This is a genomic window from Brevibacillus choshinensis, assembly GCF_016811915.1.
In the GTDB taxonomy this organism is placed as follows: domain Bacteria; phylum Bacillota; class Bacilli; order Brevibacillales; family Brevibacillaceae; genus Brevibacillus; species Brevibacillus choshinensis_A.
Genome location: NZ_CP069127.1, coordinates 6,118,478 through 6,131,225 on the forward strand (window position 1 = coordinate 6,118,478; position 12,748 = coordinate 6,131,225).

At 50.7% G+C, this 12,748-nt stretch carries 16 protein-coding genes and 1 pseudogene; 4 read left to right on the forward strand and 13 right to left on the reverse strand.

The annotated features are described in order from the left end of the window. Nucleotides 1–32: 32 nt before the first annotated feature. Nucleotides 33–368, reverse strand: coding sequence for a hypothetical protein (locus JNE38_RS30885; protein ID WP_238933520.1), 336 nt, complete (start codon nt 366–368; stop codon nt 33–35). Nucleotides 369–827: 459 nt separating this feature from the next. Between JNE38_RS30885 and JNE38_RS30230 the strand changes: the two genes are divergently transcribed. Continuing rightward, nucleotides 828–1,277: an SRPBCC family protein gene (locus tag JNE38_RS30230; RefSeq protein WP_203354701.1), complete on the forward strand. Its 450-nt coding sequence runs from the start codon at nt 828–830 to the stop codon at nt 1,275–1,277. A gap of 5 nt (nt 1,278–1,282) precedes the next feature. Next, nucleotides 1,283–1,861, forward strand: a complete 579-nt coding sequence (locus JNE38_RS30235) for a DUF1697 domain-containing protein (protein WP_238933521.1) — start codon at nt 1,283–1,285, stop codon at nt 1,859–1,861. Nucleotides 1,862–1,912: 51 nt separating this feature from the next. Here JNE38_RS30235 and JNE38_RS30240 read toward each other — a convergent pair whose 3' ends face one another. Together JNE38_RS30240 and JNE38_RS30245 are read right to left on the reverse strand one after the other, a co-directional pair. Further along, entirely contained in the window at nt 1,913–2,479 is a 567-nt protein-coding gene (locus tag JNE38_RS30240; protein WP_203354702.1) for a GNAT family N-acetyltransferase, read from the reverse strand. Between the two features lie 186 nt (nt 2,480–2,665). Further along, the gene (locus JNE38_RS30245) at nt 2,666–3,007 is read right to left on the reverse strand and encodes a zinc ribbon domain-containing protein YjdM (RefSeq protein ID WP_203354703.1); all 342 of its coding nucleotides are present in this window, start codon (nt 3,005–3,007) and stop codon (nt 2,666–2,668) included. 157 nt (nt 3,008–3,164) lie between these two features. Between JNE38_RS30245 and JNE38_RS30250 the strand changes: the two genes are divergently transcribed. After that, complete coding sequence (locus JNE38_RS30250; RefSeq protein ID WP_203354704.1) at nt 3,165–3,347, forward strand: small acid-soluble spore protein H; 183 nt, start codon at nt 3,165–3,167, stop codon at nt 3,345–3,347. Between the two features lie 265 nt (nt 3,348–3,612). On the opposite strand, the gene JNE38_RS30255 is transcribed toward JNE38_RS30250, so the two are convergent. The 7 genes and pseudogenes from JNE38_RS30255 to JNE38_RS30280 all read right to left on the reverse strand — a co-directional run bounded on the left by JNE38_RS30255 (nt 3,613) and on the right by JNE38_RS30280 (nt 9,268). Then, entirely contained in the window at nt 3,613–3,984 is a 372-nt protein-coding gene (locus tag JNE38_RS30255; RefSeq protein WP_203354705.1) for a hypothetical protein, read from the reverse strand. Between the two features lie 41 nt (nt 3,985–4,025). Beyond that, nucleotides 4,026–5,222 (reverse strand): ParM/StbA family protein, encoded by a 1,197-nt coding sequence (locus JNE38_RS30260; RefSeq protein WP_203354706.1) that lies wholly within the window; start codon nt 5,220–5,222, stop codon nt 4,026–4,028. Nucleotides 5,223–5,543: 321 nt separating this feature from the next. Then, nucleotides 5,544–6,596, reverse strand: coding sequence for an LLM class flavin-dependent oxidoreductase (locus JNE38_RS30265; protein ID WP_203354707.1), 1,053 nt, complete (start codon nt 6,594–6,596; stop codon nt 5,544–5,546). Between the two features lie 204 nt (nt 6,597–6,800). After that, a pseudogene (locus tag JNE38_RS31265) lies at nt 6,801–6,911 on the reverse strand (YdeI/OmpD-associated family protein); the annotation flags it as partial. 69 nt (nt 6,912–6,980) lie between these two features. Then, a complete protein-coding gene (gene rlmH, locus JNE38_RS30270; RefSeq protein WP_203354708.1) occupies nt 6,981–7,460 on the reverse strand; it encodes a 23S rRNA (pseudouridine(1915)-N(3))-methyltransferase RlmH in 480 nt (159 codons plus the stop codon). Between the two features lie 4 nt (nt 7,461–7,464). After that, the gene (locus tag JNE38_RS30275) at nt 7,465–7,707 is read right to left on the reverse strand and encodes a CxxH/CxxC protein (RefSeq protein ID WP_203354709.1); all 243 of its coding nucleotides are present in this window, start codon (nt 7,705–7,707) and stop codon (nt 7,465–7,467) included. A gap of 334 nt (nt 7,708–8,041) precedes the next feature. Further along, nucleotides 8,042–9,268, reverse strand: coding sequence for a S1C family serine protease (locus JNE38_RS30280; RefSeq protein ID WP_203354710.1), 1,227 nt, complete (start codon nt 9,266–9,268; stop codon nt 8,042–8,044). A 257-nt stretch (nt 9,269–9,525) separates the two neighbouring features. Between JNE38_RS30280 and JNE38_RS30285 the strand changes: the two genes are divergently transcribed. Further along, nucleotides 9,526–9,762, forward strand: a complete 237-nt coding sequence (locus JNE38_RS30285) for a hypothetical protein (RefSeq protein WP_203354711.1) — start codon at nt 9,526–9,528, stop codon at nt 9,760–9,762. On the opposite strand, the gene JNE38_RS30290 is transcribed toward JNE38_RS30285, so the two are convergent. The 3 genes from JNE38_RS30290 to JNE38_RS30300 are packed head-to-tail and all read right to left on the reverse strand — an operon-like array spanning nt 9,757 to nt 12,745. Then, a complete protein-coding gene (locus JNE38_RS30290) occupies nt 9,757–10,545 on the reverse strand; it encodes an MBL fold metallo-hydrolase (protein ID WP_203354712.1) in 789 nt (262 codons plus the stop codon). The genes JNE38_RS30285 and JNE38_RS30290 overlap by 6 nt on opposite strands. A 60-nt stretch (nt 10,546–10,605) precedes the next feature. Then, on the reverse strand, nt 10,606–11,379 hold the full coding sequence (locus JNE38_RS30295; RefSeq protein ID WP_203354713.1) for a two-component system regulatory protein YycI: 774 nt from the start codon (nt 11,377–11,379) through the stop codon (nt 10,606–10,608). Further along, entirely contained in the window at nt 11,366–12,745 is a 1,380-nt protein-coding gene (locus JNE38_RS30300; protein WP_203354714.1) for a YycH family regulatory protein, read from the reverse strand. The genes JNE38_RS30295 and JNE38_RS30300 overlap by 14 nt, the downstream gene beginning before the upstream one ends. Nucleotides 12,746–12,748: the final 3 nt, after the last annotated feature.

Sequence of the window (12,748 nt, forward strand, 5' to 3'; positions counted from 1 at the left end):
ATGGGCAAGAAAAAACGCAATCCCCTGCGGGACTACGTTTTTACCTTGCGATGACGATAGCTTGTGCTCCCTGTTTGCTGGCTTGCTGTGGAGAACAGAATGGGTGTGCGGTTGATCCTATTTCGGAGTACATCACGAAACACGAATGCAGCCACCCTATTGAAATTACGGAACAGATCCGACAGATCATCATTGAAGAACTGAATCACTCGGGCCTTGAACACGGGGAAGACGGCCGTAAAGCTGATGGACGACCTGACAACGGCAAAGTTGAACAATCGATTGGTACGAAACGCAATTCGATAGAGATTTGCGATTTCACGAGGCGAAAGGGACCGCGTAATAGGCAGTACCCTATTTCCTTCCATATTTCTGACCCTCACTAGGATACGAATATTCCCGATTCGCCTCGACCGTACCAACAGCGTAGCCAGAGCCCTCGCTTTTTGCCTGCCTTGAACACGGATCGTGATGAGAAAGTCACCACTTGCCAACTCACGCAAAGGATCTACACGAACCAACGGGTCATCGCCAATAGAGAATTTTATTTCGTTAAAAAAGGTGAATTCTGGTGGCGATAATCGAATTTTGGCTTTCTTGTGGGGAGTAGCCATGCTGCATCTGCCTCTTTTCGTCACTTCTTCTAGATTTGCTCTATTCTATTGGTTTCCGAAACGATTCGTAACCGTACATGCCTATGAAGAATGCCCGTTTTCCACCACCACAGCGTTTCACTTGTCGCGTTTTTACAAGACGTACCTCCTTTTTTCTTCTATGATGGAAAAAGGTTACAATGATGATTGAATGGATGAAAAGGAGGACTACCTATGGAACTCACGTATGTCACTTATATCGGGGCCAAGCCAGAGGAAGTGTGGAATGCCCTCATATCGCCGGAAGGCACAAAAGCGATCTTTTTCGGGACCGTTTTGCAATCGACATTTGAGATTGGTGCCCCTTATGAATATGTAGGTCCCGGAGCGGCTGGCGAAGAAACGGTTCACGTCTATGGCAAGATTCTTGCTTTTGAGCCGTATCGATTCATGAGCTATACCGAGCATCCCGGACCAGCTTACAACGAAAGACATGCCGAACTTGAAACAAGAGTCTCTGTCACCCTCGAAACCGTAGGCAGCTGCACGAGATTAACGCTGGTGAATGACCAATGGCCAGCCGATCACCCTTCCTACGAACGGACGAAGGACAGCTGGCCTTACATCATGAGCAGCATCAAAACCTACGTGGAAACAGGAAAGACGCTGGATTACGGCTGGTGATGGGCGTGGATAGTGAGAGTAGGAACAAAATCTACGTCGCACTGCTGCGAGGAATCAACGTAGGCGGCAAAAACAAAATCAAGATGGCCGAGCTGCGGGAGGCGCTGGAGAGGATCGGGCTGAGCCAGGTGAAGACGTACATCCAGAGTGGAAATGTGCTCTTTGCATCACCAGACGACGAGTCTTCCCTCCGAAAGCGGATAGAGCAGGAGATCGCCGCGGTCTTCGGAATCACTCTCACTGTCGTTTTGAGAACAGCTGAGGAAATGGAGCACATCGTCGACGATTGCCCCTTCTCGCCTGAGCTGATCGCAGAGGCAGCAGCCACATGTGTAGGAGAAAGCCACTATGTCGCTCTCCTGCCAGACGCCCCGCCGCCATCCGGAATCGAGAAGCTGGCGGCGGCCAATAACGGGGACGACGAGTACCGCATCGTGGGCCGTGATGTGTACCTTTTGTTCCGTCACAGTGTTCGTGATGCCAAGCTTTCCGCCAATCTGCAAAAGCTCGGCGTTCCTGCAACGGTGCGCAACTGGAATACGATGAACAAGCTCGTGGAGATGGCAAAAGAGCTGCGAGAATAAAGAAAAAGGAGGCAGTCCCATGCTGAATGCGGGGGCTTCCTCCTTGTTTTTTTATCTCTGGTTAAATCGTTCCTTCGTCAATACGTAAAGCAGCTCGCCGTTGCAATCTTCATCCTCCCCGGTCAAGCCCTGCAGCTCGCGCTCAAAGGCAAAGCCCAGCTTCTCAAAGATTTTCAACGACGCTTTGTTCCGCGGATCAGCCTTGGCATACAATCGATCCAGTCCGATGACTTCGAACGTGTATGCCGTCAGCGCTTTCGCTGCCTCACTGGCGTAGCCTTTCCCCCAATCCTTTCGACCGATCAGATAATAGAGCTCTTTTTCTGGCGCCATAAAGTCAAGGACGCCTACACCGCACCAACCGATGAAAGCACCTGTCTCTTTGCTGAAAATCGCAAACGAGTACTTGAACGGCTGATCAAAAGGCGTCTGATAGCTGTCTATCAACCATTTGAAAAGCCTTTGGTAGCTTTCCAGCGGCATGACGCCAAAATGCAGGTAGGTGAACAGCTCTGGATCTTGCATCAATTCAAAGGATTCCATCAAATCGCTTTCGACGTAAGGGCGGATAATGAGGCGTTCTGTTGTAAGGCTCATCGCGGATAAAGCTGTATTCATAGGGTATTCCTCCTAGTCTGTGGATGTTAGGCTTTTGGCAGACTAGCAGTGGAAACTGGCATCGTGATCCCTCGCCTTCCAATTATTACAATCAGTATAGAGGGACTCCAACTCAGAAAACAAGACAAACCTTTCGATAAGAAAAAGGCCACTCCTGCGATCGAAGCGGCTTCTTGAAAGTACTTTCTACACCTTTTTCACAAACTCGGATTTCAGCTTCATGGCGCCAAATCCATCGATCTTGCAATCAATATCATGGTCGCCTTCCACCAAACGGATATTTTTCACGCGAGTCCCTATTTTTAATACGGACGAGCTTCCCTTCACCTTCAGATCCTTGATGACGGTCACGGTGTCCCCATCTTTCAGGATATTTCCATTGGCATCTTTGACGATCTTCTGCTCTTCCCCGCTGTCGGCTCCCGCTTCTGGCGACCATTCATGGCTGCATTCCGGGCAGACCAGATTGGCACCATCCTCGTACGTGTATTCCGATTTGCATTTCGGGCAATTTGGCAAAGTAGACATGTTTTTGTTCCCCTTCTAGGTTAGATACTTGTTTCTCTCTTTGCCATTGTAACGCATAGACACCCTAATCGTCAGACTGCCTATTTTTTATTTGTCGAATATGCCACTTGCTTAACGTACATATTACGTTTGTTAGGAATGACAAGGGGGTATTCGAATGAACAAACAACGGGCAAAAGAGATCGCCGCATCACCCGTCATGGCCAATGTTACTTGCGACGGAGTTCCTGTCTATATTCAGCATGTCGATGAGGAATCGGAAATGGCTAGAATCTATCCGCTCAATCAACCGGAAAACGAACAAAGCGTGCCGGTGGACAGCTTACGAGAACATCATTAAGTTTGGTCTGTTCCCATCATCATGCCCCACACTATTCAGGGACTCCCTGCTTGTACAATCTCGTTCAAGCGGCGAGTCCCCTCTATGTGTTCTCTTCTATTGTTCTTGCTGGCTTCCTCACTGAGGTCCCACTCGGCATGTCGTACTGGGCCATTCTTTCTAGCACCAAGCATTACTCTCTCGTAGAATTTTGCGCAAACGCTTGCCGCCCATGGCTCAGTAACACCAGGCATTACTCCGAATTTCTTTGTACGGCTTCGAGCCTTCAGGTCCAGGATTCGATATCATCATCATCGATGTCATCTTCGGCAGGATGCTGCTCTCGCTCCTTGCTCGCCGCAGCTTCTTCATGTGCACGAGATTCTGCTGGTACGTAATTGGCGGATTGGCCAGCTCTCGTATCCACCATTCCAATCTCGTGCCACATGGCAGCAGCTCCCCCGATCGAAACTGCCCTTTCTGCCGGGATGTATTTTTGCAAATTCCGGATGCCGTTTGCCGCTACTTCATTTTCAATCAAATAACGAATCGAATCCATCAAATTGGTTTGACTATTGATCCAATCCAAAACGAGCGGGGATTCATTCTTCTTGGTTTTCATGCTGATGTTGTCCCCTGGCTTTTTAGGCTTTTTCATGACGCTCTCCCCCCTCCATGCCTCGTTTTGGCAGCTTCAGGCTACACCGCTTGTTTCGCCCTTTCCTTGAGAGCTTCGTAAATTTTGCCCCGTACAAAAGCATCCAGACCCTTTGCATTCATCGTGACGGCATACTGCGGCGGGATGTACAGCAGCTTGATTTCCCTCTCTTCGCACAGCTCCTTCAGCATGGGATGCAGGATGGAACGCATCAGGATACTTCCCCCGCCATACACACAAATCACGTCAATTTCGTTTCTCGCTTTGGTGAGCTGCTTGCGGATGTTGGTAATGATCTGTTTCGCTTGTCCTTCGAGCGGCCTGCGCAGCGTTTTAATCGCCTTTGCATGGTACTTGTGGGTTGGATTTTTGATGACGTCGCTAAAAAATTGTCTAGGGCTGTCTGGCAGATGAATCAAGCCATTGAATTCATTCAACGCTTCCTCAATGGCATAGCCCGCGCCGTGATTGCTTCCATGGACAAATTGACGCAAGAGCTTGTTGCCTTCCGTAATCGGGTACTCCGTGGATCCATCTCCGATATCCGTGTGCAGGATCCGTTTATCCTTAAAATAGCTGCCGTTGAAATTGCCCTGCAGCTCATAGCTATTTGCAAACTCGTCAAAGATATCCCCTTCTCGCCAATTCCCTTCTTCATCTTTTTGAAGGGCAAAGGTCACCGGGGTTGCCTCCGGTACTACTTTTGCATAATCAAATACGACCTTCACCGTCACCCGCAGCTTTCCCAGGTGAACGGTCACATAATGGGGACCCACCGTGAATTTCCGCTCAAACTTCGCGGATGCTTCGTCCGTATGCTGTGTGATCGGGAGCGCTGTTGCCATGTCCACCTGCACTTCGATCATTTCAGGAATGCCCTTGTCTTCTTCAAACGCTTTTTGCACCGCGACCGACGCGATCTGCCCCAGCGTATTGACGATCGGCAAATCGACATCGTATTTGTAATCTAGTCCCACTTGCATGGCATCCAATAACTCTCCGCTATCTAATGCAAACTTTCCGATGTAATACATCCCAGGTCGTGCAGAAGGTGAATCGATGGTGACAATCAGTTGATCCTGGAGATTTTTCACGATGCCTTCCGGAGCTTGTTCTTCGCTCCAAGGAAGCTCATCGACCGCACAATTCACATTTGGCTGCTGGATCAGTTTTCCGTCAACGAAAATATCATGCTCGCTATTGCCATTGTCGTTCCCCACAAAAAAGTGAAATTGCATACGTAATTCCTCCCCTTGGGTTTTTTTCATTGGACGTAGCCTAAGCCTCGGTAATGCCAAGTGGTATATGGCAAAACATTATATTACATAGTTTTAGTCACCACTGTGCTTGATCCTAATTCGCTTGTTATCTGCGTTGTCCTGCCCTCCCGCACGGAATAGAAACTATCGACCTATCAGCGGTGCAATCTGGTTTTTGCTCAGTAAAAAAGGCATGGATCTTTTTCCATGCCGACTTTCGCCCCAGAAATTCTACCCTTGAAAATACAAAAAACCCGCAAGAAGTCTCCGTTTCACAGGAGCCTTCCGACGGGCCATCGTTTATTCAGTCTCTTTTTCCCACTTCGCTACTTCCTCCCGCACTCGCGGCGCCACTTCTGTACCCAGCAATCGGATTGCATTCATGACATCCTCATGAGGCATCGTGCCCACTGGTACGTGCAGCATAAAACGCGTGACGCCGACGTTTTTGCGCAGGTGAATGATTTTCTGCGCTACCGTCTCGGGATCCCCTACATACAGCGCACCTTCAAAGCTGCTCGCCGCATCGAAGGTCGAACGATCGTAATGCCCCCAGCCGCGTTCACGTCCCAGCACATTCATCGCTTGCTGGGTAGATGGGAAGAATTTATCAGCTGCCGTCTGGGTGTCCTCCGCGATGAAACCGTGAGAGTGCGAGGCAATGGTCAGCTTGGATGGATCGTGGCCCGCTTGAGCAGCCGCCCTCTTATAAAGATCCACGATTGGCGCGAATTGAACCGGACGCCCGCCAATAATCGCGAGCACAAGCGGCAGACCCAAGAGCCCTGCGCGAATAGCCGACTGCGCGTTGCCGCCGCTGCCGATCCACACCGGCAAAGGATCCTGCACCGGACGCGGATAGACACCTAGATTGTTGATCGCTGGCCGATGACCGCCTCTCCAGGTCACTTTCTCTGACGCGCGAATCTTGAGGAGCAGCTCCAGCTTTTCATCGAACAGCTCATCGTAATCCTGCAAGTCATAACCGAACAACGGGAAGGACTCGATAAACGACCCTCTCCCTGCCATGATCTCTGCTCGCCCATTGGAGAGCGCGTCGAGCGTCGCAAAATCCTGAAAGACGCGTACCGGGTCAGCAGACGACAGCACGGTGACTGCGCTCGTCAGCCGAATCCGTTTGGTCTGCGTTGCCGCTGCCGCCAAAATCACCGCTGGAGAAGAAGCCGCATAATCTTTTCGATGATGCTCGCCCACCCCGAAAACGTCCAGACCTACCTGATCGGCCAGGATGATTTCCTCCACCACTTCACGGATGCGCTGCGCATGGCTGATCACCTCACCCGTCTTCACGTCCGGCGTGGTTTCAACAAATGTACTCAAACCTATTTCCACTGGGAAGTCCCCTTTCATCTATCTCGTTTTCATTATTTCTGGCTTGGAGAGTATTTATCATATGACGATATCTCTATTTTGAGATATTTTATATCAAAATACAAGTCATTGACAAGGACAAACTTCAAAACGATCATCAACACCCCCATGCATGCCATCAGGAAGCCATATAAAAAAGAGACTGCGATGTAGCAGTCCCAACTTTTATATATTCCTACTACGGTACAGATCCCGACTCTTGTAACCTGCTCCGAGGATCATTTTCATTTCTTCGCTCCGTTTCGCCCTCGTTGCCTCTTGCTTTGCACTATATACTTATCGGGCCTAATCATTACGGTAGCCCGAAGTAAATGATTGGTAGAGAGAAAGCAGCTCGGGGGTGTCTTACTTATGATAAGGCTCACCCCGACTAATCCGAAACGCCCGATAAACCTGCTCCAACAGCACCAATCGCACCAGCTGATGAGGAAACGTCATCTTAGAAAACGACAACAGCACATCCGCCCGCTTAAGCACGGCATCTGCCAGCCCCAGCGATCCACCGATCACAAACGCCACCTGGCTTTTGCCGTGCAGCGCCAGCCTGTCCATCTCCGCTGACAGCTTTTCCGAGGACCACATCTGCCCGTCGATGGCCAATGCGATAACATACTGATCCTGCTTGATCTGCGCGAGGATGCGCTCGCCTTCCTTGCGCTTCACCTGCTCCATCTCCGCTGCGCTCATCTCTTCCGGCGCCTTTTCGTCGCTGACCTCCACGACCTGCAGCTTGCAGTAAGCGGAGAGGCGCTTGCTGTACTCCTCGATCCCCTCGCGTAAGTACTTTTCCTTCAGCTTTCCTACGGTAATGATCGAAATCTGCACGTGTCTACATTCCCTTCTCTTTCAAAAGCGCGATCTTGGCTGGGGCTCCGCATGCCCGGCAGCGCTTGTCCATGCTCTCGTCTTCGATCAAGTCAGCCCGGTACGTATCGGGAGCGGCCTCGAAATCATTCACATAGTCGTCCAGCTCCTCGTCGAAATGCTCAATGCACGCAAAACGAACCGGAAATTCCGGGAGCAGCTCAACGTCCTTGCCCTCGATTTTCAAGTGATCCAGCTTTCTGTCCATCTCATTGCCTCTTTTCCGTCCATGAATTGATATCGCTCTATATTCTACCCCACATCCGTGAGAAAACAAATCGCCTGCGCAAGAATCGCTACTACTGTGAGCAGGGATTAACCCTGCGGAGCTTGCCATAACAACAACGCTCTGCGCGTCCCCGTTGACTGTTGTCCACCCAAACAAAAAAAGAGCGCCGATCTCTCGGCGCTTTCAAGAAGGGATCTATTAAAAAATAGATAGAGGGGAACTAGGAACTACATATATGCAAACGGGACAAATTTCATCCCGGAATTGCCCGAAAAGGGTAGGGATTGCTACAATATCGCACGCATTTTATGGATTACTCAGGCGTCTTGGTCAGTTTCACAGTGGCTGTTTTCTTGAAGCCATCGCGATAGTAAGTGACCTCTACGGAATCACCAGGCTTTTTGTTCAAGGTCAGGAATTTGCGCAGCTGGGCACCTGTATTGATATCCTTGCCATCCAGCTTGACGATGACGTCGTACTGTTTCAGACCTGCTTCACCAGCCGGCGAGAACTTGCCTACCTCGTTCTGGATCACGACACCCGCTTGGACATCATCCGGAAGATTCAGCGTTTCCTTCCAGTTGTAGCGCGGCACATTCGTCAGGTCGAACGGTTGGACACCCAGGTATGAGCGCTCCAGTTTGCCTTTCTCCATCAGTTCGGCGACGATGGCCTTCACATCGTTGATCGGGAGGGCAAAGCCCAAGCCCTCGACACCTTCTTTGGAGATTTTGAGAGTATTGATCCCGATGACCTGTCCTTGGATATTGACCAATGCGCCACCGCTGTTACCTGGGTTGATCGCGGCATCTGTCTGCAGAACATCCAATTCCCAGTCATCCTGACCATCTTCGTTGAAGTCCATCGGCATCGAGCGCTCCAGGGAGCTGATGATCCCTTGTGTAACGGTACGGGAGAACTTCATGCCCAGCGGGTTCCCGATGGCAATCGCCGGTTCGCCCACCTGCAGGGTAGAAGAGTCACCCAATTCAGCTACGGCACCCACCTTTGCTCCATCGATCTCCAATACAGCCAGGTCGGCGTACATATCGGCACCCAGGATTTTCGCCTCTACTTTTTCACCGGTAGGAAGAGCGATCTCCAGCTTTTGTGCCTGATCGATGACGTGGTAGTTGGTGATGATATGAGCTTTTCCACCCTTTTTCTCAAAGATGACGCCCGAACCTTCGCCCTGCTCGACATCTTGTGAGCTATTACTCATCCAGTTCGTTCTGGTGCGTCCGATGTTGATGACGCCGACGACCGCATTTTCCACTTTCTTGACGGCGTCTACGGTACCTGTGTCCACCTTGACGGAGACCGGTGTCGCAAACAGATTCGCTGCTGGATTGCTCATCACATTCGTGTTGCTTGGCTTCACCATATTGATGTAACCGGCGTTGGAGAGAGTCGGCAGTGCGAGTAGTACGACCATTCCCCCAATCACCGCAGAAGTGACAGACGTCATGATTGTACGTCCTACACCCGACCCACGTCGATTTTTTCGTTCCACGTGAGTTAAATCATCATAAAAACCCATGATTCACACTCTCCTTCCTTACTTATTACTAGGGTAGCAGGATTGCTGTACTCCTATACTTTGGTTGGACAATTTGGAAAACTTACTTTCATGATTTCAATTTCGAGCTTTCCTTTTGACATCCTTAGTATACGAATCGTTTTCGGCAAAATAGCGTGAGAAATAAGGAAAGGTTGTGGAAACGCAAAAGCCCCCGGAATATTTCACCGAGGGCGCGGATATGATAGATTAAAAGCTTTCGAAAGGATTGATAGAACGTGAAAGAAGTGAATCTGATCGCCAAGCTGGCCGACCTCCAAGAAGTAGACTATCAAAATACGCTAGTCCTGCACGCCGTGATCGAACTGCTGGTGGCAAAGGGCCTTTTTACCCGCGATGAGCTCGCCGGCAAAATGAGCGAGCTGGACACGCAGCTATCCTTTCACATCGATACGTATGCCAAGCTGACCGATGCCGCCAGCAGTCGTCAGATGCAGATCAAGCCGCTCCTATAGCTCTTCCAGCTTCGTCGGGCGATCCGGGTACGTATCACGCAAATGGACATCGTCACCCACGACCAGGCCCTTCTCTTCCAAAATGCCCTTCACGGTCAGTCTCGCCAGGTCGATCATGTTGTTTTCCTTGCTCAAGTGAGCCAAATAGACACGCTCGGCTCCTCCACCCAGACAATCAATCAGCGCTTCTCCCGCAGACTCGTTGGACAAGTGTCCCACGTCACTCAGGATCCGTTTCTTGATGCTCCACGGATACCCCGACATGCGCAAGAGCTCCACGTCGTGATTGGATTCAAACACATACGCATCGGCCCCGCGGATCGTCTCCTTGATCTTGTCGCTGACATAGCCGAGATCGGTCGCGACGCTGAGCTTCTTCGAGCCATGGTAAAAGCAAAAGCCCATGGGCTCCGCCGCATCATGGGAGATCCCGAACGATTCGATGCCGAGATCTTCCAGTTCCTGTTTTTCCCCTACTGCAAACAATCGACGCTGCTCTTCTTTGATCGTCCCGATCTGACTGTCCAGCTCGCCCCATGTCTTAGCATTCGCATAGATAGGCAGTCCGTAGCGCCGTGCCATCACACCGACCCCTTTGATATGGTCGACGTGTTCATGCGTGACGAGTATGGCAGAAAGATCCCCCGGGTTCACCCCAATGGTCTGCAGCGCCGCTTCGGCTTGTTTCCCCGTTATCCCTACATCGATCAGCACAGAGACACGGTCAGTGGCCACATAGATGGCATTGCCCGTGCTTCCGCTTGCCAGTACACTAAATCTCACCAAACATCCCTCTTCCCGTTACGTTCCCTGCTGTCTGTCTTTTTCCGAATTCGATATATGCTAGCGCTGCGTCACCATCGGCCTCTCCAGCGCACCTGTAAACGCGTTGATAAAATGCTGTTTGCCGTCGTGAATGACACGCCACACGGGAGCGAGTGCCTGAATATCCGCATCATAGGAGCCGTAGTAGCCGAGACTCACGCTTTCGATCCGCTCTCCCGGCCCAATGATCTGCTTGTCTACCAGCGAACGCAAGGCCGTATACCCTGAGATCACCTGACGGCCGTTCTCTTGCTTGCGCATATGGAAATACGTCTGTCGATATCCCAGGATCGAACCGTTCTCCAGATAGACCTCCAGTGGCGCCACGAACACAGGCATCTTTTGATAGACCTGCCAATACAGCAGTCTTCCTTGGTTGGACTGATACATATCCGCCGTGTAATGATCGGCATACATCAGGCGCGGACCAATTTGCTTCAGCAGCTCGTTTGGCGTAATTTGCCCGCGAATTTGCAAAGGCGGGTTCAGCTTGGCCGCCAGCGACATCTTTTCCATCGTCGCCGTCAGACCGGATATCTCCTGCAGATTCAGCGGATTGATTCCGACGTACTCCGCGTTCAAGTAAGACATCTCCGGTGTTTCCTGCGGCACTTCGGTCACCAGAGCGATATTTTGCTGCTTTAAATACAGCTCCATATCCCACTTGTCTCCCTGCGCTACTTCTTGATTGTTCCAAAAGTTGATTCTCGTGACGTACACCTGATACCCGAGGAACAAATCAAGGAGAAGAAAGGCCCAGATTAGAATGGTTTTGGTTCTACTCCAATCCATGTGCCCCTCCTCCTCTCTGATTGGCTGCAGCAGAAATGTACAAGTCAGCCTGATTGGCCATGACCACTACCCAAATGGGCGTCAGGTCAACGTACCTATCGCCTACCTTGGTTTGATAAGCCAGAAAAGCATTCGTGATTTGATCTGTGTTTCCGAGCTTTTTATCGCGAATGTATTGATAGAGCTCCGGTCCTGACATGACATATGATTCCTTATTGCCGATGTACTTGTCCAAGCTGAGCAGCGAGCGACTGAGCGTCACCACCTGTCCAGCCTCAGAGGTGATCTGGATCGAATCGATCGGTTTATCCCCCTGGCTAAACAGCGGATAAGAACCTAGATACTGACGGAACGTAATCAAGTCTTTCTCGTTGTAGCTTTTTTTCATTCGCTCAAAATGGTAGTCGTCCAGCCAACCCAAGTGCTTGTTGATGAAGTTCACTGCCCCTTGGACCTTCTCTTCATCAGACTGCTCCTGGGCGCGCTGCTGATAAGCCGGATCCGTAAAGGTAAACGCCTGCTGCTCCGACCTCAGCTGAATCGAGCGGCTTCCATCCGTAAAGATAACGGTCTTGTCCCGCTCCATGATCTGCCGCACCAAGGTAGGATCGAGGAAGTAGCCTTCGATCAATTGTTCGTTGCTGATGGTTTCATAGCTATAGCGGAATTGCTGCATGCGCATTTGATTTTTCGGTAGGTAAAAGGTGCTCCATACCGGAAAAGCGCCTTCCACTGCCGAGTAGTTCCGTTCCGGCTTGATTACCTTCATGATTTGCTCGGGCATTTGATTCCCAGTAGCCAGGTACGATTCCCGCAAGTCTTTCGGACTGATGGAGGTCCGCGAGCGCATCATCTGGCCTTCCTCTGCGGAAAGGAACAAGGCGTAGACGAGATCCTCATCCTCTTCATAATACAGCCAGAGACGATCGATTCCTTTTATGCGGGTATCGTACTCATCCCGAAAAGTCACCAGACGCCCGACGATCGACAAGGGTACCGTGCTTTTGAAACGTACTTCCAGCCCCATCTTTTCCCGGGCAATTTCCCCCCACTTATCATTCGAGAGCATGTACGGGGAAAAATCGAGAAAAATCCATTTGGACATTTCCTTCACGACCATGCTATAGGGACCGTCCGTCGCCACCGCTTTCGTATGCCGATCCCCACCATAGTGAAACACGACCGATTCCGGTGTCACCAGCTGCACGAGCTGTTTTTCCTGGACGGGCTTTGATTCCGTGTATTGGGCAGGTTCGATAAATTGAAATTTCGGCTGGTTGCTCCACAGCATCGCAGTCAAGCAAAAGCTCGCCAGCACCAGCAAATTGAGCAATACGGTCTTCGCAGGCTCCAACCACCGCTTCATGCC